The following is a 23,286-nucleotide window of genomic DNA, read 5'->3' on the forward strand; positions in this document are numbered from 1 at the left end:
CGAGGGCTTTTCGCTGTCCGGGGTATCTCAGCGCACGGGGAGGGTGGTGACGGTGCGGGTCGAGAGGAGGAGGTCGTAGTAGCGTCCGCCGGGGTAGTAGGTCGGGGTTACGGTGCCGGCCACCATGTCCGACGACCATCCGGTGGCCAGGGTGCGGATGACCCGGCCGTTGCGGGGTCGCGGCACGGCGAGTTCGGAGGCTTCACCGATCAGGTCGGTGGACTCGCCTTCGGCATCGATGTGGATGCCGGTGACCAGCCGCGAGCCGAGGAACTCCTGCCGGGTCGTCCGCTCGAGGACCGCCACCCCGGACTCGAAGGAGTTGGACACCGACGGCTGCGAGGCGATCACCCTGATGGGGAGCCGGTCGGCGCCGAGTGATGCTGCGGCGGAGGCGAAGTGGCCGCCGAAGAATGAGTTGACGGGGTCGAACAGCATGAGTCCCGCCAGACGCCGGTAGGCGACCGGGTCCGTTCGGCGGAGTGCATCGGCCGCGACCACCACGAACTCGCCGCCGGCCGAATGGCCGGCGAACACCATCCGGTACGGCATCGTCACGTCGGGCCGGTGGGCGGCGTCCCGTGCCCGGACGAGACTGGCACCGAGCGGGCTGTCGGCGTCCCGGCCCGACCCGAATACCCCGCCGATGGTGCGGGCGAAGGCCGCGTTGTCGGCGATGTTGTACGCGACGGCGCACCCGCCGAGGTTCACCGAGTCGAGTGTCGGGCTCACGACGAGGAAGCCTGAGTTCGCATAGGAGCGCGCCAGGGCATCGAGATTCGCTGCGCTGCGGGAGAAGCCGTGTTGGAGCCAGACGAGCGCGGTGGGCCGGCCGGCGGGGAAATACCATCGCGTGTCGACCCGCACGGGTTTGCCCGCGCATTCGGTGGCCACAGACGACGACACGTCCACGGGACGCGTGGCCGGCGCGGCCGGAACGGCTGCCGGTGTCACCCCGAGAAGCACGATGGCGGCGAGGGTCGCGATCCAGGGCACGCGGAACCGTGTCGGGTTCATCATTTCTCGTCGGTGTCCTGGTCGTCGGTGCCTTCGTCCATCAGTTCGTTCGGGTCCTCGATGTGGGTGTCGTGGTCGTCACCCAGGCGCTTGGCGACCTCGCGCAGCAGTCCGCGGGCGGCGTCGTCCATGACGCGGACGTGGGTGAGGTCGATGATCACCTTGTCGGTCGAAAAGCCTTCACACGCACGGCTTGCGATGATCTCGGCACCCGCGAAGCGCACGTCGCCCTGGAGTTGGACGACGGTCGCGCCGTCGTCTTCGTCGACTGACCGCAGCGCCGGCATGCCCGATGGAGCGACGTGCATCATGTGCAATTCCATGTCGCGGGAAAGCCTTTCGAACACGGCGACACCGCGCACGCTGTTGCCCTGTTCGTCGAGCCGCGGTGACCACACCGCGACCCCGACCTGACCGGGGAGGACACCCAGGATCGCTCCGCTCACACCGCTTTTCGCCGGTATCCCGACCCTCGCCATCCAGCTGCCGCTGCCGTCGTACATGCCGCAGGTGGCCATCACCGACAGCAGGTGCCGGGTGATCCAGCCCTCGAGGAGACGTTCGTCGCCCTTGGTGGTGGACAGGCCGCCGTTGGCGAGAACCGAACCCATGACCGCGAGGTCGCGGCAGCTGACCTTGATCGCGCACTGGGCGGCGTACCCGTCGACGACCTCGTCGGGTTCGTATTCGAGCTTGCCCGCAGATCGCAACAGATATGCGAGCGCGGTGTTGTGGTCGTCGGAGGCGAGTTCGGCGGAGTGAACCTCGGTGTCGATGGACAGTTCGCGCCCGGCGAGGGTGCCCACCATGTCGACGATCCGGTCGACCCGTTCGGTGGCGCCGTCGCCGTCGACCATGCCGTGGACGGCGATGGCGCCGGCGTTGATGAGCGCGTTGCGCGGTCGGCCGGTCTCGGCCTCCAGGGAGATCTCGTTGAAGGCGTCACCGGACGGTTCGGTGTCCACGCGGTCGAGAACGCCGTCGAGCCCCCGGTCCCGCAGCGCGAGTGCGTAGGCGGGCAGCTTCGCGATGGACTGCATGGAGAACTCGTGGTCGGCGTCGCCCGCGGTGTAGACGGTTCCGTCGACGGTTGCCAGCGCGATGCCGAAGGACGACGGATCCGCCCGCTCGAGTTCACGATTGCCGGACATGACGTCCCCGGCGTCGTCGTCGCGGCAGTCCCGGAGAACCTGATGGAGATAGTCGTCGATGGGGGATCGCATATCCCACCGTAGCTGCGCCGATCGTGTCAGCCGGCGTTGTCTCGGTAGGGCAGGTACTGAGCCGACCACTGGTTGCCGTCCGGGTCGGTGAAGTAGACGAAGTGACCCCACGGCTGGACGTCGACCTCACTGGCCTCGACACCCGCGGCGAGCAGCTGTTCACGGGCGGCGTCGATGTCGGTGACGCAGATGATGAGCGGGCCGGTGGTCCCGGGCGCTCGATCCGTGATGCCCTTGCCGAACGCGATCGAGCAGTTCGACCCGGGCGGGGTCATCTGGACGAAGCGGACCTCGTCACTCACGGTGTGGTCGTGATCGGGGTTGAATCCGATCGACTCGTAGAACGCCTTGGTGCGATCGACGTCTGTGACGGGCAGGGTGACGACTTCGAGCGTCCAGTTCATGGTTCCTCCTGATGTCGTGGCTTTCGGTCTGAGACTCACGATTCCAGGTATCGAGGACGATTCCGGTCCGCATTTCACGGCATCTCGGAGATGGTGTCGAACGATCGACACCCCCCTCGCAGTCCCAATGGTGCTTCGCGTCCCGCTGACGGGCGTCGAGGGCACTGTGCCCCCGGTAGATGCTCAGGGGGACGCGAGGTGGGCGCGGCGGGGGTCGTTGCCACGACGAATGCGGTGCCGGTCGGGGCGGGTGACCGCGCGGATGTCTTCGAGTACCTGATCCCAGCCGTAGAGCACGTCGTCGTAGGTCAGGCGCATCGTGATCCACCGGTCGATGGTCGTCATCCGATCCCGCCGTCGGTCATTCCGGAAGGCGTTCTCGTCGGAATGGTAGGACCGGCCATCGCACTCGATGAGCAGCGCCCCGGTCCGCAGATCGGCGTGTTCGCGGCCACCGATCGATGGTTGGACGTCGACACGAAAACCCGCTGCCCGCAGTCGAAGCCGGGCTATCGATTCGGTGCCGGACTGCGAGCGCTCGTCGCACCTTGCGAACATCGCTGCCACGGTCTTGGACACGGTTCCCATCTGGGCCTGTATGTCGGGGACAGTCCACCCGGTGGTGTTGAGCATCGAGTCGACCACCGCGATCCATTCCTCTGCACCCAGGCATCGGGCAGCACAGTTGAGAGCTGTCGGGATCGCATCGACTGCCGTCGTCACCGGCAGTGGGCGTCCGAAACCCTGGCACCACCGGAACGGACCAGTGGGCCGGGCGGCGGATTTCATGTGCTTGCTGCGCCGAACATGCGTCTCACTGTGCCCGGGTGGAATCCAGATCCCGGGGCTTCCGTGCGCCTGATGGAACCGCAGCGCACTGACACACGAGAGTGCTCCACCGGCAGTCACCGCGGATACGACCCGCGAGTCGGCGCCAGGTGATCGGACCCATCCGCGGGTGACGGAGATGAGAGTGCCGGCCCGGCGTGCCTGTGCGATGTCATCTCGCGACCAGTCCATCGCCGACAATTCCGCGAGCGTGAAAACGCCTGATTCGGTGCCCATACCGGTTTGGACGCACCACGCCGCCGCCGGGTTTCACGATTCGTGCGGCGGGCGATGTGCCCGATCAGATGTGGTGTCCCTGTGGTTGGCTGCCGAGGGCACTGTGCCCTCGGAGTGCCGTCAGGGGGATGCGAGCATGATTACGAACTCGCCGAGAACCGCACCGCCGCCTGCACGTGAGCGGCAACAGCGCGTCCGACGCCGAGCGGCCAGCGGTACATGACGTATTCGGCGGCCTGGTCGACGTTCAGTTGCCGGCTGGAGTTGCCTGCGCGCACCCAGAACTCGGGCACGGCGTTGTTCTTCGTGCCGCGCAGATAGACCGGGCGCGGCGACGGGGTGCACTCCACCCGGCACACCAGCGCCTCCGCAGGGCCCTCGGAGTCGGCGTCTCCAGAGGGACGAGCCATCTTCTCGAAAGAGATGCCCACCTCGGCGGCGGTGCTCTGACCGAGCATCGTGGTGAGTAGGTCCCGCAGCCACAGTTCGAACCGGTCGGCGTCGGGCTGGCGGAGCAACGTGAAATCGGCGTCGAGACCCAGGGGAGTGCCGTCGTCGTCGACGCCGATCAGCAGGTTCCCGCCGTCGGAGTTGAGGAATGCGGCCACCGTCTTGACGATCACCGCCTCGAGTGCGGGATCGCGTTGCTTGGTGCGCAGGTTCATGCGGGCGGTCGACTTGAACTCGACCCGTTCGGATTCGCCGGACTCCAGGATCTCGGCGACCGAGATGTCGGTCGGGGTCTGCAGCCGAGCCGCGATCAACGCGTAGGCGCCGACCGCGACGATCGAACTCACCAGTCCGAGCACGATGGTCACCGGGCTCCAGATGTCCATGCGGTGGTCGACGGCGCCGGCGATGAACAAGCCGACGGCAGTGCCGACGATCGAGAGCACCATGCAGGTGGTCGTGTTCAGCCGTGCCCGTCGACGCAACAGCCACTTCGCGACGGACCCGAAGAGCCAGGCCACCATCAGGACGAGGACCAGCGCGGTCGCGGTCGCCCACACCGGTATGGCGAACTCCAGGGATCCGATGTTTCCGCGATCGGGGTCGGCCAACTTGCTCAGGTCGGTTCGCACTCGGACAGTCTAGAAAGGGCGAAATCCCGGCCGCGATGCGCGACCGGGATTCCTTCGAGGAGTGGACTGTCAGACCGCGTCGCCGCCGTCGATGCTGCCGAAGTCGCCGACCTCGACGTTGCCCTCGTCGTCGACCGCGGTGTCGAAGGTGCCGTCGCCATCGGTGTCGGCGACCGCGAGGTCGGTGTAGCCGTCTCCATCGGTGTCGGCCTCGATGACGTCGATCTCGCCGTCGGAGTCGGTGTCGTAGGCGATGGAATCGGCCTGGCCGTCGCCGTCGGTGTCGAGGACGGCGTCGGTGACGCCGTCGCCGTCCACGTCGGTCAGGGCGGCGTCGATGGTGCCGTCGCCGTCGGTGTCGACGAGTACTGCGTCTTCGGGGATCTCGCTCATGATGTTTCCTTCCAGGGAATGCTGTGGGTGATGGATTTTCGTGCTCTGGTTACTTGGAGACGAACTCGGCGGTGTTTGTTCCCTGGGAGGAGTCGATCATCCGATGAGATGACCTGGCCGCCGATGAGCACGAGGATGAGCGTAATCGCGCACCAGGTGGTCAACCCAGAATTCAGGTGGCTGAAACGTGCTCGGACAGAGCGTAATTCGTTAGCGGAGGGCAACGACTGCTATCGCAGATCCGCAAGCAGGTCCGCGAGGACGGACCGTGCCCGCGAGATGCGGCTGCGCACGGTCTGCAGGCCGATACCCTGCGCCTCGGCGATCTCCGAATAGCTCAGCTCGCCGTAGACCCGCAGCACGAAGGTGGCCCGGTAGGCGTCCGGGACCTGCGACAACGCCTCCTGGATGCGATCGGACACGACGACCTGCTGCGCGACGTCGAGCGAGCTCACCGGGTCGTGGTCGTCGATGTCGTCGGCGTCGGATCGTTTGCGGATGCGCGCGAGCGCCGCATTCGATCCGATCCGGTACAGCCATGTCGACACCTGCGCGTCGCCCCGGAAGCTTCCGATCGCGCGCCACGCGGCGACCAATGCGTCCTGGAGGGCATCCTCGGCGTCGTGCTGGTTGCCGGTGATGCGTAAACAGATGGCCCACAACCGGTCCCGGTGCTGTTCGACGAGCATGGTGAAGGCCTGTGGGTCGCCGGAGCGCGCACGCGCGAGAAGGTCTGCGCCCGGATCGGATTCGTCGGTCAACGAATGCACCTCAGAAGTGTCCATCCTCAGAAGTCGTCACCGAGGGCCGAGTCGTCGAAAGTCGTTCCCCCGAATGACTCGTCGCCGGCGTCGTCGTCGCTGCCGAAGGCGTCTGGGGTGTCGAGGGTGGCGTCCAGGTCTCCACCGAGATCGTCGTCGAATCCCACGAGTTCGGCATCGGGGGAGCCGTCGGACGATTCCTCGTCGAGCGGGCCCGGTCCGGGCGCGGCGGTCAGGTCCTCGGTCAGTTCGTGGGACGGATCAAAGGCGGTCTCCACCGCAGAATCCCAGGTCGTGGCCGGTACGGCCAGCTCGCTCGGCGGATCGCTCTCGCGTAGCCAGGACTCGAAGTCGTCCCCGTCGAGCGGGTCGTCCCAACTGGTGGTGTTGTCGGTCATGGTGTTCGACTCCTGCTCGGATCTGCGACGCACGCGGCGTCGGCCCGGATACCGTCATCCGGTCGACTGTCAGGGCGTCGACGGTAATGGACAATTCTCGTCACGTGACTTGGAGTGTCGACGACGCGGAAATGTTCCCGGCGGCACCGACACGGCGCAGAATCGGAAACGGCGCAACGTCACGAGGCAGTGTCCGTGAACTGGAGGACCGATGGCGTGGAGCAACACATGACCGTGCGGGGTCGCGTGGAGCAGTTGCTCGACGAGGTCACTCCCCTCGCGCCCGATCCCGCGCTGATCGGTGTCCTGCGCGCGCAACTGGCGAACCCGCTCACCGTCGCGCTCGTCGGACGCGTCAGCGCCGGCAAGTCGACGCTGCTGAACGCCCTCGTCGGCGACCGCGTCGCACCCACCGAGCGCGCCGAGTGCACGAAGGTCGCCGCCCTGTACACCGAGGGCAACCCGCAGCGCGTCGAGGTCGTCGGCCTCGACGGCACCGTCACCGAGAGCCCCGGAACCATACGCGGCGACCTCGGACGGAGACCCGAGGACATCGACCACGCCGTCGTCTACACCCCGTCCCGCCTGCTCCGCGAGCGATTCCGGGTCATCGACACCCCCGGGCTGTCCGGGTTCACCGACACCGCCGAGATCGCCACCCGCCGCGTCTTCTCCGGGGAGGGTCGGCTGCCGCGACCCGACGTCATCCTGTTCCTCCTCGACGACGCGGCGGGTCCCAAGTCCGACGAGGTGCAGTTCCTCGCCGACGCCGGGGCGTCGGCGCAGAACACGATCCTGGTCATCTCCCACGCCGACCTGATCGCCGCGGACAACCCGATGCTCAAGGCGCAGGAGATCGCCCGACGCGTCTGGCGGCGGTTCCCGGCGATCGCGGGTGCAGTGGTCGCAGTGTCGGGACTCATGGCCGAGGCCGGGGTCTGCGGCGTCACCGAACGGGAGACCGCACAGATCTCCCGTCGCGGACTCCTCGAATCCTGGGAGTTGCTGACCATCCTCGACGGCGCGGCGCCGCCACCACCGGGACTCGACGTCGACCTGCTGGGCAGACTCGAAGAACTGGTCGGTACCTACGCGATGGATGCCGGCGCCGACGTCGCCCGCCAGGGTGCGCGCGCGTATTGCGAATGGCTGCACCGAGTCTCGGGCATCGACGAACTGCGCCTCGCGATCGGACGACGCTTCCTCGCGGTCGGCGACATCCTCAAGGCCCGCACCGCACTGGCCGAACTCCGCGAGGCCGCATATCGCGCTACGCGCCGCGATGCCTTCCTGGAGGCGATCGAGGAGGCCGAGACCGCTCCCGAGCTGCACCGGTTGCGCGAGGTCGCCGCGCTCGAGGCCCTCGCCCGCTGGCAACCCGACAGCGACCTCATCGGCGAGCTGACCCTCGTCGTCGCGAGTCGCGATGTGCGCCTGCTGTTGTCGCTGCCGCCCAATGCCGCGCCACCGCAGATCGCCGACGCCGCGAAGGAACGGGCCACCGACTGCCGCACGCGACGGGCCTTCGCCGCGACATCCGCCGAGAAGGAGGCGTTGCTGGTTCTCGAACAGACCTATCAGCTGGTGCGCCGTGGGCGGTGGACCACATGAGCCGGGGAACAGTCGTGAAACGAGGAGCGGGGCAGTGAGTCTCGAGAAGGCGCCCGCCAAGTCCGCGGTCCCCACCCCCGACGCCACGCTGCGAGCCGCCGTGGACATGCTGCGCAAGCACGGCGAGGACGCCATCGCCGACCGTGCTCTCCGCGTGACGGACCGGCCCGCACCGCAGGGCACCGTCGTGGTGATCGGCGAGGTCAGCCGCGGCAAGAGCTCTCTCGTCAACACCCTCGTCGGTGTGAACGGACTGGCTCCGGTCGACACCGAGATCACCACCTCGGTCTACGTCCGGTTCACCCCCGCGACCGAGGACCTGCCGGTCAATTCGGCACTCATCGAGTTCCCTGGTGCCACCCATCGCATCCCGGTCGCCGACCTCGCCGACTGGATCACCGTCGGCGGTCACTACGCCGCTGGGGTTCCCGCCGAACGCCTCGCGCCCGGCACCGCAGTCGATTCCGTTCTCGTGCCGCCGGTCTCGGCGCGCGTCGGGATCGACTCGCCGTTGCTCCCGGGCGTCACGATCGTCGACACCCCCGGCGTCGGATCGTTGGTTCCCGAACACGTCGAAGCCGCGGTCAGTGCGGCCCGCGGCGCCTCGGTGCTCGTGATGGTGTGCGACGCGACGGCACCGCTGTCGGCCCCCGAACTCGCCTTCCTCAGCAGCGTCAGCGAGGAGGTCGCCTCGGTGGTCCTGGTGGTCACGAAGACCGATCTGGTGATGCGGCAGTGGCGGACGATCGTCGCCGAGAACCGGAAACTCATCGGTGCCAATGCGCCTCGCTTCGCGCACATCCCGATCATCGGCATCTCCAACCGCATCGCCGAGCAGGCCGCCGCCATCACCGATCCCGAACGCCGCGAACGTGCCCTCGCCGCGTCGGGCATCCCCGAACTCGTCGACGCCCTCACGCCGCTGGTCGCCGAAGGTGCGGCCTCGCCGGAACGCAATGCGCTGCAGCTGACCTTCTCCGGCCTCGACGATGTCCGCAAACGCCTGGTTCTGGAGATGAAGGCGGCCACTGCGACCCCCGCCGAGCGCGCCGACATCGAGGCCGAACGGGATCGGTTGCAGCGCCTCAAGGATCGACGACGCGAGTGGCGCGCGCGGCTCAACCAGGACATCACCGCCGCGTCGTTGCAGACCGACGACCTGATCCGCGACCGCTTCGACAAACTCCTCGGCCAGTGGTCGACGCGCATCGACAAGCTCCGCTTCTACGAACCGCACCGCGCCGGACAGGAATTGATCGGGCAGATGACCGTCGACCTCGAGGCCGCCGCCCGCGAGGTCAGTGCGTTCTTCGTCGCCGGGATCGAGCGGATCGCGGACAACCTCTTCGCCGACGCCACCATCTCGGGCGAACTCGTCGACCGGATCTCCGGCAATGTGTCCGACCTCAAGCTGCGTGAGCAGGAGAAGATCTCGCCGTGGAAGAACATGGTCGACCCGGTGCTCCTGTCGATCGTCGCCGCCGGCGGACCGCTGGCCATCATCCCGGTGGTCAACGTGGTGGCCGTGCCCGTGTGGGCCGGGGTGGTGGTCGGCTTCCGGGCGTCGAAGGTCGGCAAGGAGAACCACCGCAAGTGGCTGACCAAGGCGGTCAACGACATGAAGGCCGACGTGCGGTCGCAACTGCAGTCGATCAAGTCCGAGGCGAGCGCCGACCTGCAGATCGCCTACGACGAACTGCTGGAACGACTCCTCGCCGAGTCGGCGAAGATCATCAACGACGCCGCGGTCGAGGCCAAGAAGTCGGCCGCCGACCGGGAGAAGACCGCCGCCGATCTGCGCACCCAGATCGTGGCGGTCGACAACGTCCGCAAAGCGATCGCCCGGGTCCTCCGGGCGCCCACCGGATGAACGCCGGTCAGTTGTGTAACCATGTGCCTCAGGGTGGATGGTGGGAGGTGGTCAGGTGACACAGGAGAGCCGCCGGCGACTCTGCATCGACTTCGGAACCAGCAACACCGCGGCCGCCTACCGCGTGGGGCCGGCCGAACCGGTCATCGTGCCCCTGGGTTCGGGTGGTCCGGCGATGCCGTCCGCGGTGTTCGCCGACGACGGCGGGATCGTCGTCGGGCACGACGCCGTGCGTCGTCGCGTGCAGGCCCCCGATGCCTACGAGGACTCCCCGAAGTCGCGGATCGACGAGGGCGAGATCGAACTCGGCGACCGGTTCTGGCCGATCGAGGACCTCATCGGCGCGGTCCTGCGGCATGCGCACCAGGCCGCGCTGCGCCACAGCGGACTTCCCGACTTCGACTCGATCATCCTGACCCACCCCGACAAGTGGAGCGAACGCCGCAAGGGGGTGCTCAGACGCGCCGCCGAGCGCGCCGGTATCTCCGCCGACCGGCTGCGCATCGCCTCCGAATCCCTGGCCGCCGCTTGGTATTACGTCTACCGCGGACATGACGTCACGGGCGACGAGCGGATGTGCGTCTTCGACTTCGGCGCAGGCACCTGCGACGTCGCCGTCCTCATCCGCGCCGGGGCCGACGGCTTCACCGTCACCGGATCCGGCGGCGACAACAACCTCGGCGGCCGCGACCTCGACGCCCGCATGACGAGATGGGTGCTCGAGGAAGCCGCCGAGATCGACCCCGGACTTCCGGCCCGCCTTCGCGCACCGGCCGCCGCCATCGCCCTCGCCGACCACGTCCGGTCCGCCAAGGAAGCCCTCTCCGACACCGCGCAGGCCGTCATCGAACTGCCCGGCACCCGGCACACGCTGCTGCTGACCCGCCGCGAGTTCGAGTCGATGATCGCGCCGTTCGTCGAACGCGCCGTCGAACTGACCCGCGACGCCATCGCCCGCGCCGACGCCGCCGGCACCGGACCGAAGGGGCCCGTCATCGTCTACGTCACCGGCGGGACCAGCTCCATCCCGATGCTGCAGTCGGCCCTGTCGTCGGTGGGTCGCGTCGCCCGGATCGGCGACCCCAAGGTCGTCGTTGCCCAGGGCGGCCTGCTGCGATCGACCAACGTCGACGTCCACGGGGCTGCCGCTGCCCAGCAGTACGCGGCGCGGCCTACCGATCCGCCGATGTCGGCGACCGCGGTCGACGCCTCCGCACGCCGCATCGCGTTCCCGACCGTCCCGCCCGGCACCGTGATCACCGGTGTCCTCGCCCGCAACGGTCAGGTCGTGCGCGCGGGCGAGCCGCTGGCGACGCTCGACTCGCCGTCGGGCCGGCTCACGGTCGACGCCCCGGTGGCGGGCACCCTGCACGGACTCGACCTGCGTCCCGGGGTCGTCGCACAACCGGGCGTCGTCTTCGGTGCCGTCGGTGCGGCCGATCTCCGGCCCGAACAGTGGTCGCAGCTCCACCGTGCCCCGGCCGGGATCACCGCCGCCCAGCCGGCGTACGCGCAACCCCAACCGATGTATCCGCCGCCCCAGCAGCGCCAACCCCAGTCCCCGTACCCGCCGCGACAACCCGGTACCCCGGCTGCGGGACATGCTGGTGCACACCCCGTTCCGGCGTCCCCGGGCATCAACACCTACGCCCTCGCCGGCCTGATCCTCGGCATCCTCGGGTTCCCGATCTGCCTCGGCACGATCGTCGGCATGGCGCTCACCGTGATCGGCATCAACCGGGCGGAGGGCGGTCGTGACGCCCTGCTGATGACCGCCCTCGGCGTCAACATCCTCGGCACGATCGCCTGGGTGGTGTTCCTGATCTGGATCTTCGTCACCGGCTGAGGGCAACCGAACCGCCACGGCAGTGGGACCTTCGGACCGGCCGAGATGACCTTCGACTCAGGTTCGACGCCGGGGTCCGCGACCACCATGAGAGGTGCCGGCGTCGTCGACCCCTCGGAGCAGCCGTGACCACCTCGAAGTCGTTGTCGGACCATCGGGTCGACGCCCGGCGCAGGCAAGTCGGCTACTCGGTGAGTATCGCCGTGAACGCCGTACTGCTGGTGGCCCTTCTCGGTTGGCCGGGTTGGGAGTCGGTTCCGTTCCTCACCGACGACTTCGGCCGCATCATCGGCTGGGTCGTCGCCGCGCTGGTCGCCGGGATCGTCGCCAACGCCATGTACCTCATCGCCGACCCGCCGATCGTCGAGATGATCGGTGAACTCGCCATCGACACGTTCGGGCTCATTGCGCTGGTCCGTCTCTGGCAGGTCTTCCCATTCGACTTCGGCGACTCCGGGATTCCCTGGTCGACGGTCGCGCGCGTCGTGCTCGCCGTGGGTATCGCCGGTACCGCGATCGCGATGGTCGTCGTCATCGTGCAGACCGCTCTACGAAGGAGATCACCATGACCGATTCGACCGCACCGATCGTCGTCGGAGTCGACGGCTCCGACTGTGCACTGATGGCCGTCCGCTGGGCTGCGGCGGCCGCATCCCGCGAAAACCGTCCGCTGCTCGTGCTGTCCGCGGTCGGCATCTTCCCGGGGGCGTACGCGCCGACCGCGATGATGACGTCGGATGTCGTCGTCGAGGCGATGCAGTCCGATGCCCGGCGCGCGGTCGAGGCCGGGACGGCGGTGGCGAAGGAGACGGCCCCCGATGTGCCGGTCGACGGCACGGTCGTCGGCGGCTCGCCGGTGCTCGCGCTCCGGCACGCGTCCGCTCAGGCGCACAGCCTGGTCGTGGGCAGGCGCGGCGTCGGCGGCGTCCGCGGATTGTTGCTCGGTTCCGTGAGCAATGACGCGGCGATCCACGCCGAATGCCCGGTCATCGTCGTCGGCGGCCCATCACCGACCGCCGGGCCCGTGGTGGTCGGCGTCGACGGTTCGCCGACCTCCACCGCCGCGATCGGTCACGCCTTCCGGCAGGCCGACCTGCTGCAGACGTCGCTGCTCGCGGTGCACACGTTCGGCGGCTTCTCCGGCACCGCGTTCTACGGCGACCAGCACCAGATCATCCGGCAGCTCCGGGACGAGGCGGAGGAGCTGCTGGGCGAACAGCTCGCCGGGTACCCGGAGGACTACCCGGACGTCAAGATCGAGCGCCGGGTCGAGATCGGTTCTCCCGCCGATGCTCTCGTCGATGCCGCCGAGACCGCTCAGCTGGTCGTCGTGGGCACACGCGGCCGCGGCGGAATCCGCGGTCTGCTGCTGGGATCGACCAGCCGGGCTGTCCTGCAGGTCGCGCAGTGCCCGGTGATGGTCACCCACACCGCCCCCCTGACGCGGAGGTCGTGGTGAGGGCTAAGCGCACCGTGGTCGCCTACGCGAGCGCGAACGGATCGACGAAGGAGATCGCCGACCGGGTCGCCGACGGTCTGCGTGCCGCCGGCGCCACGGTTCATCTGTGCGATCTCACCGCCGCCGGTCCGCCGGACCACACCGCCATCGGTGCCGACCATCTCGTCATCGGCAGCGCGATCCACAACGGCCAGTGGCTCTCCGCGGCGGAGCGCTTCGCCGAGATGGTGGCGAACGAACGCGACGGCCCCGTGTGGGCGTTCTCGGTCTCCTCGGTCGGCGAGACCTCCACCTTCCTGTCACCGCGGGTGGCGCGCTTCCTCCGGCCACGCACTCCGCTGCCGCGAGCGGTCGCGGCAATCGAGGCGAGCGGGACCCTGCGGGATCATCGGAAGTTCGCCGGGGCCATCGCCAAGGGCGACTGGCCGGGCGTCGGCCGGATCGTGTTCCGTCTCATGGGCGGCCATTACGGAGACGCCCGGGATTGGGGCGACGTCGATCACTGGTGTCGGCAGATCGTCGACGACAACCGGTGAGCCGCGGCGGATCACACCGGTTGCCACCACGACCCATCTGAATCACCATGAGCGCCGTCGAGCAGTGATGCGCGCGTGCTCTCGCCGACGACGTGGAAGCGGATGGAGTCCCGGCGGCTCACGACCATCAGCGGCCACCACAGGGCACGCACGTAGTCGACCGCGCTGTCGTAGCCGTCCCACTCGTAGACGCCCCGGTACATGTGCTTGTGGTCGGCCGTCATCCACAGTTTCGACACGAATCCGTCGAATCCGGCGAACAAGACCGTGTTGCAAGCGCTTTCGAGCCGGAACAGTCGATGTGCGACCCGGTTGCCTCCCACCCCGCGCAACTGGAAGGCGACGATGAGGCTGACCGGTTCGGTGACCGGGCCGTTGTCGTGAACGGTCTCCCGGTAGACGGTGGCCTGCGTGCCATCGGCGAAGGCGATGACGCGACCGAGGTTCGCCGACGGCTGATGCAGTCGCCGCTGCCGTAGCGATCGCACGACGTCCACCAGGCATCGTCCGAAGGCGCTCAGCGCCTGCGGCCACGGGAGCGGTTGTGGGGTGGACATCTCATGCACCGTTCTTCCGGTCGGCACCTCCGCGGGGACCCGACACAGCCATTCGACGCCGCGCACGCACCACGACGAAGAGACCTTGGTCATCTCGGTCGTCGCCGTTGGTCACTAGGGCTCGCGCCGCAAGAAGAGAATGGTGAGCGTATGAGGCATGTACTGACCTTCGCGGAGCTGGGACTCGAGCAGATGATGGTGGTCGGCGGCAAAGCGGCCAACCTGGGAGAACTCGTCACGGCCGGACTGCCGGTCCCCGACGGTTTCGCGCTGACCGCCGACGCGTTCGCGGAGTCGATGCGGGACGGCGGGGTGCACGAGGACCTGGTCGCCACCCATCGCGAGGCCCTGTCGGCGGTCGGTGACGATGCCCGGCTCGCCGACCTGAGCCGCCGGATGGCCGAGATGGTCACCAAGGTCGGCATCACCCCGAGGATCGTCGACGAGGTGCTCGCCGCATACCGGAGCCTCGACTCGGATGCCGGCCCGAACGGGTCTGGCGCCAACGTGGCGGTGCGGTCGTCGGCGGTCGGGGAGGACGGCAAGGATGCGTCGTTCGCGGGCATGAACGCGTCCTTCACCAATGTCGGCTCCGCCGACGAGCTTCTGGGTGCGATCGTGCGGTGCTGGGCGTCGCTGTTCTCGCCGCGGGTCGTCTCCTATCGAGCTGAGAAGGGTCTGTCCTCGGATCCGCTCATGGCGGTGGTGGTGCAGAAGATGGTGTCCTCGGAGGTCGCCGGGATCGTCTTCACCGCCGACCCCGTCACCGGCGACCTCGACCATCTCGTCGTCGAAGCCGTCGAAGGACTCGGCGAGGCGGTGGTGTCCGGTGCGGTCACCCCCGACACCTTCCTGGTCGCGAGGGCGGACTGTTCGGTTCTAGAGACCAGCATGGGCAACCAGGAATTCCGGATCGTGCGGGGCAGCGACGGTCACGACCGCCGCGAGCCGGTGGCGCCCGGGAGGACCACGCCGGTCATCGACCCGACGACCGTCCAGACGATCGCGCGGATGGCGCTGCGAGCCGAACGTCACTACGCGCGCCCGCAGGACATGGAGTGGGCCATCGATCCGCAGCACCGGATCTGGATCGTCCAGTCCCGGCCGATCACCACCGGTGTGGACACCTCGGACGAGTCGTCGAAGCCGGTTCTGCTCCGCGGTCTCGCCGCCGCCCCGGGCATCGCCAGCGGCGAGGTCCGCATCCTGCATTCCCCGCGTGACGGGCACCAACTCATCGACGGCGAGGTGCTCGTCGCGCCGATGACCGACCCCGACTGGTTGCCGACCATCCGCCGCGCCTCGGCCGTGGTCACCGATCGCGGCGGGATCACCTGTCACGCCGCGATCGTCGCCCGCGAGGTCGGCGTCCCGTGCATCGTCGGAACCCGAACGGGCACCAAGGTTCTCACGGCCGGATCGGTGGTGACGGTCGACGGTGGCTCCGGTGAGGTCAGGTCCGGTCGCGTCGCACCGCAGCGGGCCACGGTCACCGAGGTCTCGGCGTCATCGGGGGCGCAGGGGCAGCCGGCGGTGGTGACGGCGACCAAGATCTACGTGAACCTCGGGTCGCCCGAGCACGCCGCCGAGGTCGGCGCGACCGGCGTCGACGGCGTGGGTCTGCTCCGCGCCGAATTCATGCTGACCGAGGCGCTGTCGGGGCGTCATCCGCGTGCGGTCATCGCCGCCGGCGAGACCGAGGCGGCCATCTCGGCCATGGCGGACGCCCTGGGACGCATCGCCGGTCCGTTCGGCACCCGGCCGGTGGTGTACCGGACAACCGACCTGCGCACCAACGAGTTCCGCGGACTCGAGGGCGGGCAGGAGTTCGAACCCGAGGAACGCAACCCGATGATCGGCTTCCGCGGCTGCTATCGGTACGTCTCGGAGCCCGAGGTGTTCCGGCTCGAACTCGCGGCGCTCGCGCGGGCCCGGGAGACGCACCCCAATCTGCACGTGATGCTGCCCTTCGTCCGGACCCGCTGGGAACTCGAACGCTGCCTCGAACTCATCGACGAGAGTCCGCTCGGCCGCCAACGCGGCCTGCATCGCTGGGTGATGGCCGAGGTGCCGTCGGTGATGTACTGGCTCCCCGAATACGTCGAGGCCGGCATCGACGGGGTGTCGATCGGCAGCAACGACCTCACCCAGCTGATCCTCGGCGTCGACCGCGACTCCGAATCCTGCGCCGAACTGTTCGACGGCAGCGACCCGGCCGTCCTCGACGCCATCGCGACGATCATCTCCACCGCCCGCCGCTGCGGGATCACCTCGTCGCTGTGCGGGCAGGCGCCGTCGACCAACCCGGACTTCGCCGAGCGCCTCGTGCGGATGGGGATCACCTCCGTGTCGGTCAATCCCGACGCCATCGCCACGACCCGTCTGCACGTCGCCCGCGCCGAACAGCGACTGCTCGTCGAAGCCGTCCTCGACGCACCCGGACGGTAGGTGTCGGATGTTTGTCTGCCCCACCATCGCGGCGGTCTCGGAGAACGAAGGGAGGATGGCAGATGAGAGCTGTTGAGCGCGCCGCCATTCGTGTCCACATCCTGGGTATCGGCCTGAACGAAGACGCGTCAGACCATCGGATGCTCGACGAACTCCATCGCCGCGGCTACCGCCTCCAGTCGCGCGAGCTCCGGTCGGTTCTGAACGAACTCGTCGGACGCGGGCTCGTCGGTGTCCGAGAGGCATCGGCGGGGTACCCGGGGCGTCGAACCTACGAGACCACCCCGGCCGGCCGGATGTCCTGGGCGGAGGAATGCCGGGCCCTGAGCAAACTCACGCACGAGGTGTTCGGGACCCGCGTACCTCCGCTGCCGCCACAGGTCGGCATCGACGATTCGCAGGCATGGTTGTCGACGCGGGACCTCGAGGACGCCGAAGACGGCTGAGCAGGAGGTTCCGCGGAATCTCACCGGTGGCTGTCGATGTCCAACTCGAGCCACTCGGCCTCCCATCGACGCATCCGGTGCCGGTCGGCGGCCGCCCGGACCAGCAAGACCAGCCCCCACCAGCCCATGGCGGTCAGCATCACGACGCCGAGCCCCGCCATGACGCCCTCGACGACGGCGTCCGTGTGGGTGACCGGCGGGTCCGCGACGCGCTGCTCGTCGTCGAGCCAGATGAGGCGGACCCGGCCGACGCGGTCCTGCCGTTCGGAGTCCACGGCGGCGGTTCGGCGTGCGCCGTCGGGCCGCCGCCAGGCGACGATCGTCGGGCTGTCGTCCTGCTTCGGAGTCGTGATGACGGTGGCGCTCACCGAATGCCGCGGTCCCTGGACCTCGGCGGCGGCTTTGTGTGCCGCGTAGGTGTTGCCGCCGACGGTGAGGGCGGCGAGTAGACCTGCCAGCGCCGACACGCAGAGAGCCAGCAGCACAGTGGTTTCCAGCCGATCCAGCGGCCGGACCAGCCGGTTCGACGAAGCGTGCATCAGCCGCCAGCTGTGCAGTTCACGGGCGAGGAACCGCAACATCGCGGACTCCTGTCGAGGTGGTCGGTTCGTCCCCGCCCTGATCGAGCCGGAAGGGTGGGTACTCGTCACACATCAGCGCCGCATACGCCCACACCCGGTACTGCCAGCGATTGATGCCCATCGCGAAGTCGAACAGCCCGCGCGGGTAGGTGCCGGTGAAGAGCAGCGCGACTGCGGCGAAGAACACCACGAAGGCCAGCACGGGCGCGATGGTCACACGGTCGTCGTCGCCTTGTGCCGCGTAGCCGACGGCCAGCGGCCCGCCCAGCCATCCGCCGGCGAGCACCGCGAGGACCAGGTAGTGGGGGATCGCCAGCAACCACCACTTCACCAGCACGAGGCCGCGGGACAATCGCTCGGGATAGACGACGTCGAAGTCGGCGGGATAGTCGGTTCGGCGCAGCGCGAACGGCGGATACCGATCGGTGGCCAACGCGGAGTGCGTGTAAAAGGCGACGCGCCAGTTCCAGCGGATGACACCCACGTTGAAGTCGAACAGTCCGCGCGGATAGCGGCCGGTGAACAGGATCGCGAAGCCGGCCACGACCGTGCCGAAGAAGAACGCGATGTCCAGCACGACCAGGACCAGGAAGTGCGGGATCGCCAGCAACCATTTGAGCAGCCAGAGCCATCGCGACAGCGGTTCGTCGAGATGTCCGGTCAGCGTCACTGCGTGCATCGTCTCGAGTCCTCCCGTCGAAGCCCTCTGATCGAGTGAAACCCGCCGGGCCCGGGAAAGGAAGGGTCTTCGGTGGTGTGTAGAGGGTCGATGTGCCGACCGCGACTGGGTAATAGGGCCCAAGACGCATTCGTCGGTGTTCCGGAATGACCGATTTTTCCATCATCAGTCGTTCGACTCACACTTTTCCGTAATTCCAGCTATGGTGATCGTGCGCTTCGTTAACGGCATCGAAGGGGGTGCTCGGGGCGTAGGGGGTCAACACCGGGGTGGGCAGATTCCACGCCGGAGCATTTGTGGTCTACGTGTGTGGAGGGCTCAGTTGACCAGTACTCTCTCGGCGCGCGCGTCTAAGCGCAGCACCAGAAAATTTCTCGAACCATCGGCCATCGCCGAAGCCGTCGCCATCGAGCAACACATCGTGTTGCCCGGATATCAGGCGCTGACCCACTATTCGTCGACCTTCGGGCTGACCGAACATCTGGTCCGGGAGATCGACGAGGCGGTGCGACGCCATCAGGCGATCGTCGCCCAACTTCGGCGGATGCATGCGGATGCGCTTGCCGCGGAAACCATTTCGTCCGCACATCAAGAGGCGATGGCTGCGCTGGGGCTCCTCGAGCCCAGCCGGGCCGAGGCCGTCGGCGTCACCCCGCCGCGGCCGGTGCAGGTGTGCCACATCATCCAGTCATATCCGGGTCGCCTCGGGGATCCCGCCTCGCGGGCGATCGTCTCGCTGGCCTTCCTGGTCGTCGCGGTGCATGCCCTGACCGATCCGACGAACTGCGGAACCGCCTCCCCCGCACTCAATCTGGTGCCGCCACCGCTGCACCGCGACCGTGCGCTGCTCGAGAAGGTGCTCGTCCACGCGGTGGCCGCGCTCGACGAGCCGTCGATCGCGGAACTGACCGGGTTCATCGCCGAGGCCAGTGCGTCGTTCGCCGGCTGGTCGACCGAGACGCAGCGCGGCTTGTCGGTGCTGCGCTACAACCCGCATTCGCTGCGCTCGTCGTGCCGAGGCGTGGGACTCGGCGAGATCGACGTCCGTATCGCTGTCTGACGGCGCCGTCTGATCGCCGGTCCGTGGTTACCCTGACGGGGTGACCACGTCGGTTTCGCAACGCTACCGGTGGCTGTTGCACGTCGACCTCGACCAGTTCCAGGTCTCGGTCGAACGACTGCGCAGTCCGGAGCTCGTCGGTGTCCCGGTCATCGTCGGCGGCAACGGCGACCCGACCGAGGCCCGCAAGGTCGTGACCTGCGCGTCGTATGAAGCGCGGGACGTCGGCGTGCGGGCCGGGATGCCGCTGCGTGCTGCCTACAAGAAGTTGCCTGATGCGGTGTACCTCCCGCTGGACATGGGGGCGTACGACGCCGCATCGGCCGACGTCATGGACGTGCTGCGCGGAACCGGCCACCCCGTCGAGGTGTGGGGCTGGGACGAGGCGTACCTCGGCGTCGGCGTGCGGGGCGCCGAGGTCGAGGAGTTCGACGACGCCGGCATCGTCGACTTCGCCGAACGGGTCCGGCACGAGATCCTCGACCGGTGCGGCTTGACGAGCTGCGTCGGCATCAGCGACAACAAGCAGCGCGCCAAGATGGCCACCGGTTTCGCCAAGCGGCCGCCCGGCGCCACACCCGACGACGGCGTGGGTGCGCCGCGCGTGTTCCTGCTCGACGACCGCAACTGGCTGGACCTGATGGGGGAGAGGCCGACTCGCGACCTGTGGAGCGTGGGACCGAAGACGTCGGCCAAACTCGCCGCCACCGGCGTCGAGACCGTCAACGACCTGATCGCCGCACCTCGCGACGATCTGATCGCCACCTTCGGTCCGCACCAGGGCAACTGGCTGTACGTCCTGTGCCGCGGCGGCGGGGATTCGACGATCACCGCCGAACCGTGGCTCGCCCGGTCGCACTCCAAGTCTCGGACCTTCGCCACCGACATCGCGGACCCGTCCGAGATGCGTACCGCGGCCGCCGAACTCTTGCGTGAGCTGCTCGATCAGGTGATCGCCGAGGAACGCCTACCGTTCCGCGTCGCGGTGACCGTCCGGACCACGACCTTCTACACGCGCACCAAGTCCCGGAAACTCCCTGCGCCGAGTCTCGACTTCGACCAGCTCGAAGCGGTGGTCGCCGACCTGCTCACCAAGTTCGACATCGATCACCCGGTCCGTCTCCTCGGCGTGCGCCTCGACCTGGTGACCGACGAGGAGAACTGACTGACTATCCCTGCGCAACCAGCAGTGGCACAAGCTGTTCGGCGGCCGTCCAGGCGCCGTGGTGGCCGATCATCATCGACTCCATCGTCTCGTTCTTCGACCGCGTCAACGTGACCGATTCCCGAGCCACCGCGACCACATCCCCGATCCGATTCGCCACCGCATCGGTCACCTCGCGGCCGAACCAGCCCTCGTCGAGGGTCTGCTCGCGCGAGACGACGTGTGCGGCATCGCCCAGATGCCCCGACCATGCCTTCAGCACGTCGTCGGCAGCACCGGGCGTCGCGTACACATGCCGCGCTCGCGCCTCGCCGGCCACGGCGTCGACACCCTCGAGAAGCCCTGGCGCGGTGTCGATGTCGATGGCGCGGTCGGCAGTGATCATGCCGTGATCGCCGGTGACGAGCAGTGTTGTGCCGGACGGCAACTCCGCGGCGAGCTCGGCCACCAGCTGGTCGACGAGCCGGAGCTTCTCCAGCCACGCCGACGACCCCGGGCCGTGGATGTGTCCCGCCATGTCCAACTCGCTGTAGTAGGCGTAGACGAACCGACGATGGCGACTGTGTCCCCGCACCGCCGCCAGGACGCCGTCGCGCACCCCGTCGGGCGTCACTGCCGGTACGTACTGGCCGGGCGCGCGGAACGCCGCCAGGGTCAGGCCGGACCCGCGGAACTCGCCGGGCATCACGTACGTCACCCGAACACCTTTGTCGGCAAGCGTTTCCAGGCTCCCGGGATGTGTACGCACCAGCGCAGGAGGATAGGTGACCAGCGCCGACGGTCCCTGCGCGTCATCGAGACTCCAGCGCAGCGAGTTCAGCACCCGTCGGGAACCCCGTGTCCGGCAGTCGTCGTCGGGCCGGAAGCTGTAGCCGATGATCCCGTGCACGCCGCAGGGTGCGCCGACCGTCAGACTCAGGATGCTGGTCGCCGTCGTCGCCGGGAATCCCGCACGCAGAGTGGTCGCGGTCAGCTCCCGCAGGGTCGGCGCGAACTCCGCGTACTCCTCGAGCAGCGTCGCGCCCAGTCCGTCGATCAGCAGAACCACCACCGAATCGCCCGGAGGCACAACGAGATCCGCGCTGTCAGAAACGCTCAGGGCGACCGACGCTGCCGGCAGAACGTCGGCGAGAGTGTGCGGGTACCGCCCCCAGTCGGCGGGTGTCAGTTCGTCGGGAGTCAGTTCGCCGCTCACCGCACCCCCGAGCCCGCCGGACCGAACACGTAGTGACCCGACCGCAGAAACCGCACCGACCGTCGGGCATCACCCTCGAGAAGCAACGGCGACATCGCATCCCGCAGCACGATCCGCCACCGCGCCGCGTCGAGCGGATGACTCACCCGCATCGCTTCGACGTCCCGCGGCAACGCCACCACCACTGTCGCGTCGGGGTCCAACCGCTCGTGATGGGCGACCGGACGCGACCGATCGGAATCGTCGATCACCGGCACCGCACCGCCGGCGATCAGCGCCTCGACACTTCCGACGCCGTCCACGCTGCTGGGCAGTTCGTCGTGCAGCGCCCACGACATCAACACCCGATCCGAGTCCACGCCGCCGCCCAACTCATCACCGAGCTCGCCGTAGAAGTCCTCGTAGTAGTGGATGGGCTCGGCGCCCAGCTTGGTGATGTTGAAATACGCATTGCGCGCGACCAGCGGATCGAAGGTCCACGTGATCGTCGTGAGTCCACGTGCCAGCGCCCACTGCCGCTGATGCATCTTCAGCAGGTAACCCACATGGTGGCCGCGGCCGCGTCGGGAGACCCCGGTGATGTGGCTGTGCAGGGCCTCACCGGCCGGTGCCGACAGGAACGCCACGCTTCCACCGGCCAGGTGATCACCGATGAAGGCGCCGGAGACGTAGTTGCCCGAATGCGACAACGCCCGCAGCATGTCGATGCCCACCGGGCGTCTCGTCGGGTCGGGTCGCCAGACGTCGTCGAAGACCCGCATCAGTTCTTCGAGTTCGTCGGGGGAGGACAGCTCGCGAACCTCGACGGAACCGAATCCAGCTGGGCGTACCTCGACAGGAGCCGGTGAATGCGACATGTCCTCGATTGTTTCACCGCGTCCGGCGGGAGTTGGCCGGGTTGGGCGACTCCGTCCGACCCGGACCCACTCCTTAGGATGGGGGCCATGTCACCCACCGTCCGCACGCCCGACGCGTTCACGCGCGTCGCCGCGGCCGGTGTGGTGCCCACCGTCGCGATCGCCGCGCACGGTGCAGCCGGCGGACATGCGCTCAGCTCGGGCGGTGTGGTTCTCACCGTCGCGATCGGCGTGGCCGCGGCGATGCTCCTGCAGCTGGCGACCCGGGGCCGACGCCTGGTCCCGGCTGCTGCATCGGCCGTCGGCGTCCTGACTGCCGCGCAGGTCGCGAGCCACTGGTCGCTCGCCGCCGACGCCGCGCACGTCACCCACGACGCCCCCGCGCTGCCGATGTTGCTGACGCACTTCGTCGCGATACCGCTCAGCGCGGTACTGATCGTCGTCGGTGCGCAGCTGCTGGCCGTCATCGGGTCGGTCTTCGCGTTCCTCACCCCGCCCGCCGTACTGCGCGTGCCCGGTGCGCGCCCGGTCTTCTGGACTCAACCCGCTGTTGTCGCCGGTCCCGCCGTCGGCGGCACCGGTGTTCGCGGACCTCCGCTCGGACTCTGACGCCGCGCCGCCACACCGAACCCG

General features: G+C 68.4%; 23 protein-coding genes and 1 pseudogene. 11 read left to right on the forward strand and 13 right to left on the reverse strand.

Translation table 11 applies throughout. The features are described 5' to 3' along the window. Positions 1 to 27: 27 nt before the first annotated feature. The 8 genes from GOALK_RS07750 to GOALK_RS07785 all read right to left on the reverse strand — a co-directional run bounded on the left by GOALK_RS07750 (position 28) and on the right by GOALK_RS07785 (position 6,343). On the reverse strand, positions 28 to 1,017 hold the full coding sequence (locus GOALK_RS07750) for an alpha/beta hydrolase family protein (protein ID WP_006358249.1): 990 nt from the start codon (positions 1,015 to 1,017) through the stop codon (positions 28 to 30). Next, entirely contained in the window at positions 1,017 to 2,240 is a 1,224-nt protein-coding gene (gene glsA / locus GOALK_RS07755) for a glutaminase A (protein ID WP_006358250.1), read from the reverse strand. Before glsA ends, GOALK_RS07750 begins: the two co-directional genes overlap by 1 nt. A 26-nt stretch (positions 2,241 to 2,266) precedes the next feature. Continuing rightward, a complete protein-coding gene (locus GOALK_RS07760) occupies positions 2,267 to 2,644 on the reverse strand; it encodes a VOC family protein (RefSeq protein WP_006358251.1) in 378 nt (125 codons plus the stop codon). Between the two features lie 183 nt (positions 2,645 to 2,827). Then, positions 2,828 to 3,709: an endonuclease domain-containing protein gene (locus GOALK_RS07765; RefSeq protein ID WP_006358252.1), complete on the reverse strand. Its 882-nt coding sequence runs from the start codon at positions 3,707 to 3,709 to the stop codon at positions 2,828 to 2,830. A 140-nt stretch (positions 3,710 to 3,849) separates the two neighbouring features. Continuing rightward, positions 3,850 to 4,791 carry an AlbA family DNA-binding domain-containing protein gene (locus GOALK_RS07770; protein WP_006358253.1) on the reverse strand — a complete coding sequence of 314 codons (942 nt, stop codon included), beginning with the start codon at positions 4,789 to 4,791 and terminating at the stop codon, positions 3,850 to 3,852. Between the two features lie 69 nt (positions 4,792 to 4,860). After that, positions 4,861 to 5,184, reverse strand: coding sequence for a hypothetical protein (locus GOALK_RS07775; protein ID WP_006358254.1), 324 nt, complete (start codon positions 5,182 to 5,184; stop codon positions 4,861 to 4,863). A gap of 230 nt (positions 5,185 to 5,414) precedes the next feature. Then, positions 5,415 to 5,969: an RNA polymerase sigma factor gene (locus tag GOALK_RS07780; RefSeq protein ID WP_006358255.1), complete on the reverse strand. Its 555-nt coding sequence runs from the start codon at positions 5,967 to 5,969 to the stop codon at positions 5,415 to 5,417. Between the two features lie 2 nt (positions 5,970 to 5,971). Next, positions 5,972 to 6,343 carry a hypothetical protein gene (locus GOALK_RS07785; protein WP_006358256.1) on the reverse strand — a complete coding sequence of 124 codons (372 nt, stop codon included), beginning with the start codon at positions 6,341 to 6,343 and terminating at the stop codon, positions 5,972 to 5,974. A 228-nt stretch (positions 6,344 to 6,571) separates the two neighbouring features. Between GOALK_RS07785 and GOALK_RS07790 the strand changes: the two genes are divergently transcribed. From GOALK_RS07790 to GOALK_RS07815, 6 genes are all read left to right on the forward strand, one after another. After that, positions 6,572 to 7,954 (forward strand): dynamin family protein, encoded by a 1,383-nt coding sequence (locus tag GOALK_RS07790; protein ID WP_230461901.1) that lies wholly within the window; start codon positions 6,572 to 6,574, stop codon positions 7,952 to 7,954. Between the two features lie 34 nt (positions 7,955 to 7,988). Next, positions 7,989 to 9,824, forward strand: coding sequence for a dynamin family protein (locus tag GOALK_RS07795; RefSeq protein WP_006358258.1), 1,836 nt, complete (start codon positions 7,989 to 7,991; stop codon positions 9,822 to 9,824). 55 nt (positions 9,825 to 9,879) lie between these two features. Beyond that, the gene (locus GOALK_RS07800; RefSeq protein WP_006358259.1) at positions 9,880 to 11,670 is read left to right on the forward strand and encodes an Hsp70 family protein; all 1,791 of its coding nucleotides are present in this window, start codon (positions 9,880 to 9,882) and stop codon (positions 11,668 to 11,670) included. A 125-nt stretch (positions 11,671 to 11,795) separates the two neighbouring features. Then, positions 11,796 to 12,239 (forward strand): hypothetical protein, encoded by a 444-nt coding sequence (locus tag GOALK_RS07805; protein ID WP_006358260.1) that lies wholly within the window; start codon positions 11,796 to 11,798, stop codon positions 12,237 to 12,239. After that, positions 12,236 to 13,129, forward strand: coding sequence for a universal stress protein (locus GOALK_RS07810; protein ID WP_006358261.1), 894 nt, complete (start codon positions 12,236 to 12,238; stop codon positions 13,127 to 13,129). The genes GOALK_RS07805 and GOALK_RS07810 overlap by 4 nt, the downstream gene beginning before the upstream one ends. Then, positions 13,126 to 13,665 (forward strand): flavodoxin domain-containing protein, encoded by a 540-nt coding sequence (locus tag GOALK_RS07815; RefSeq protein WP_006358262.1) that lies wholly within the window; start codon positions 13,126 to 13,128, stop codon positions 13,663 to 13,665. The genes GOALK_RS07810 and GOALK_RS07815 overlap by 4 nt, the downstream gene beginning before the upstream one ends. A gap of 11 nt (positions 13,666 to 13,676) precedes the next feature. Here the strand turns inward: GOALK_RS07815 and GOALK_RS07820 are convergent, their stop codons facing one another. Further along, a complete protein-coding gene (locus tag GOALK_RS07820) occupies positions 13,677 to 14,222 on the reverse strand; it encodes a hypothetical protein (protein ID WP_230461902.1) in 546 nt (181 codons plus the stop codon). Between the two features lie 150 nt (positions 14,223 to 14,372). On the opposite strand from GOALK_RS07820, the gene ppsA reads away from it, so the two are divergent. Next, a complete protein-coding gene (ppsA, locus tag GOALK_RS07825) occupies positions 14,373 to 16,670 on the forward strand; it encodes a phosphoenolpyruvate synthase (RefSeq protein WP_006358264.1) in 2,298 nt (765 codons plus the stop codon). 62 nt (positions 16,671 to 16,732) lie between these two features. Beyond that, complete coding sequence (locus GOALK_RS07830; RefSeq protein ID WP_006358265.1) at positions 16,733 to 17,116, forward strand: hypothetical protein; 384 nt, start codon at positions 16,733 to 16,735, stop codon at positions 17,114 to 17,116. Positions 17,117 to 17,136: 20 nt separating this feature from the next. On the opposite strand, the gene GOALK_RS07835 is transcribed toward GOALK_RS07830, so the two are convergent. Both GOALK_RS07835 and GOALK_RS07840 read right to left on the reverse strand, forming a co-directional pair. After that, positions 17,137 to 17,697, reverse strand: coding sequence for an Rv1733c family protein (locus GOALK_RS07835; RefSeq protein ID WP_040004057.1), 561 nt, complete (start codon positions 17,695 to 17,697; stop codon positions 17,137 to 17,139). After that, positions 17,675 to 18,361 (reverse strand): annotated as a pseudogene (locus GOALK_RS07840) (DUF4389 domain-containing protein); the annotation flags it as partial. The pseudogene GOALK_RS07840 and the gene GOALK_RS07835, both read right to left, overlap by 23 nt. A gap of 337 nt (positions 18,362 to 18,698) precedes the next feature. On the opposite strand from GOALK_RS07840, the gene GOALK_RS07845 reads away from it, so the two are divergent. Next, positions 18,699 to 19,436 carry a hypothetical protein gene (locus tag GOALK_RS07845; RefSeq protein ID WP_006358268.1) on the forward strand — a complete coding sequence of 246 codons (738 nt, stop codon included), beginning with the start codon at positions 18,699 to 18,701 and terminating at the stop codon, positions 19,434 to 19,436. A gap of 40 nt (positions 19,437 to 19,476) precedes the next feature. After that, a complete protein-coding gene (locus GOALK_RS07850) occupies positions 19,477 to 20,601 on the forward strand; it encodes a DNA polymerase IV (RefSeq protein ID WP_006358269.1) in 1,125 nt (374 codons plus the stop codon). A gap of 4 nt (positions 20,602 to 20,605) precedes the next feature. On the opposite strand, the gene GOALK_RS07855 is transcribed toward GOALK_RS07850, so the two are convergent. Further along, positions 20,606 to 21,796 carry an alkaline phosphatase family protein gene (locus GOALK_RS07855; RefSeq protein ID WP_006358270.1) on the reverse strand — a complete coding sequence of 397 codons (1,191 nt, stop codon included), beginning with the start codon at positions 21,794 to 21,796 and terminating at the stop codon, positions 20,606 to 20,608. Then, positions 21,793 to 22,653 (reverse strand): GNAT family N-acetyltransferase, encoded by an 861-nt coding sequence (locus tag GOALK_RS07860; protein WP_006358271.1) that lies wholly within the window; start codon positions 22,651 to 22,653, stop codon positions 21,793 to 21,795. The genes GOALK_RS07855 and GOALK_RS07860 overlap by 4 nt, the downstream gene beginning before the upstream one ends. Positions 22,654 to 22,740: 87 nt before the next feature. Here GOALK_RS07860 and GOALK_RS07865 point away from each other — a divergent pair, with 87 nt between their 5' ends. Further along, entirely contained in the window at positions 22,741 to 23,262 is a 522-nt protein-coding gene (locus GOALK_RS07865; protein WP_006358272.1) for a hypothetical protein, read from the forward strand. Positions 23,263 to 23,286 lie beyond the last annotated feature (24 nt).

It is taken from the genome of Gordonia alkanivorans NBRC 16433 (assembly GCF_000225505.1).
Lineage (GTDB): Bacteria > Actinomycetota > Actinomycetes > Mycobacteriales > Mycobacteriaceae > Gordonia > Gordonia alkanivorans.

Bases quoted from the DNA above. Each gene is read 5' to 3' on its own strand.
- GOALK_RS07750 (WP_006358249.1), bottom strand. From the start codon at position 1,017: ATGAACCCGACACGGTTCCGCGTGCCCTGGATCGCGACCCTCGCCGCC.
- glsA (WP_006358250.1), bottom strand. From the start codon at position 2,240: ATGCGATCCCCCATCGACGACTATCTCCATCAGGTTCTCCGGGACTGC.
- GOALK_RS07760 (WP_006358251.1), bottom strand. From the start codon at position 2,644: ATGAACTGGACGCTCGAAGTCGTCACCCTGCCCGTCACAGACGTCGAT.
- GOALK_RS07765 (WP_006358252.1), bottom strand. From the start codon at position 3,709: ATGGGCACCGAATCAGGCGTTTTCACGCTCGCGGAATTGTCGGCGATG.
- GOALK_RS07775 (WP_006358254.1), bottom strand. From the start codon at position 5,184: ATGAGCGAGATCCCCGAAGACGCAGTACTCGTCGACACCGACGGCGAC.
- GOALK_RS07780 (WP_006358255.1), bottom strand. From the start codon at position 5,969: ATGGACACTTCTGAGGTGCATTCGTTGACCGACGAATCCGATCCGGGC.
- GOALK_RS07785 (WP_006358256.1), bottom strand. From the start codon at position 6,343: ATGACCGACAACACCACCAGTTGGGACGACCCGCTCGACGGGGACGAC.
- GOALK_RS07790 (WP_230461901.1), top strand. From the start codon at position 6,572: ATGACCGTGCGGGGTCGCGTGGAGCAGTTGCTCGACGAGGTCACTCCC.
- GOALK_RS07810 (WP_006358261.1), top strand. From the start codon at position 12,236: ATGACCGATTCGACCGCACCGATCGTCGTCGGAGTCGACGGCTCCGAC.
- GOALK_RS07820 (WP_230461902.1), bottom strand. From the start codon at position 14,222: ATGTCCACCCCACAACCGCTCCCGTGGCCGCAGGCGCTGAGCGCCTTC.
- ppsA (WP_006358264.1), top strand. From the start codon at position 14,373: ATGAGGCATGTACTGACCTTCGCGGAGCTGGGACTCGAGCAGATGATG.
- GOALK_RS07830 (WP_006358265.1), top strand. From the start codon at position 16,733: ATGAGAGCTGTTGAGCGCGCCGCCATTCGTGTCCACATCCTGGGTATC.
- GOALK_RS07835 (WP_040004057.1), bottom strand. From the start codon at position 17,697: ATGTTGCGGTTCCTCGCCCGTGAACTGCACAGCTGGCGGCTGATGCAC.
- GOALK_RS07860 (WP_006358271.1), bottom strand. From the start codon at position 22,653: ATGTCGCATTCACCGGCTCCTGTCGAGGTACGCCCAGCTGGATTCGGT.
- GOALK_RS07865 (WP_006358272.1), top strand. From the start codon at position 22,741: ATGTCACCCACCGTCCGCACGCCCGACGCGTTCACGCGCGTCGCCGCG.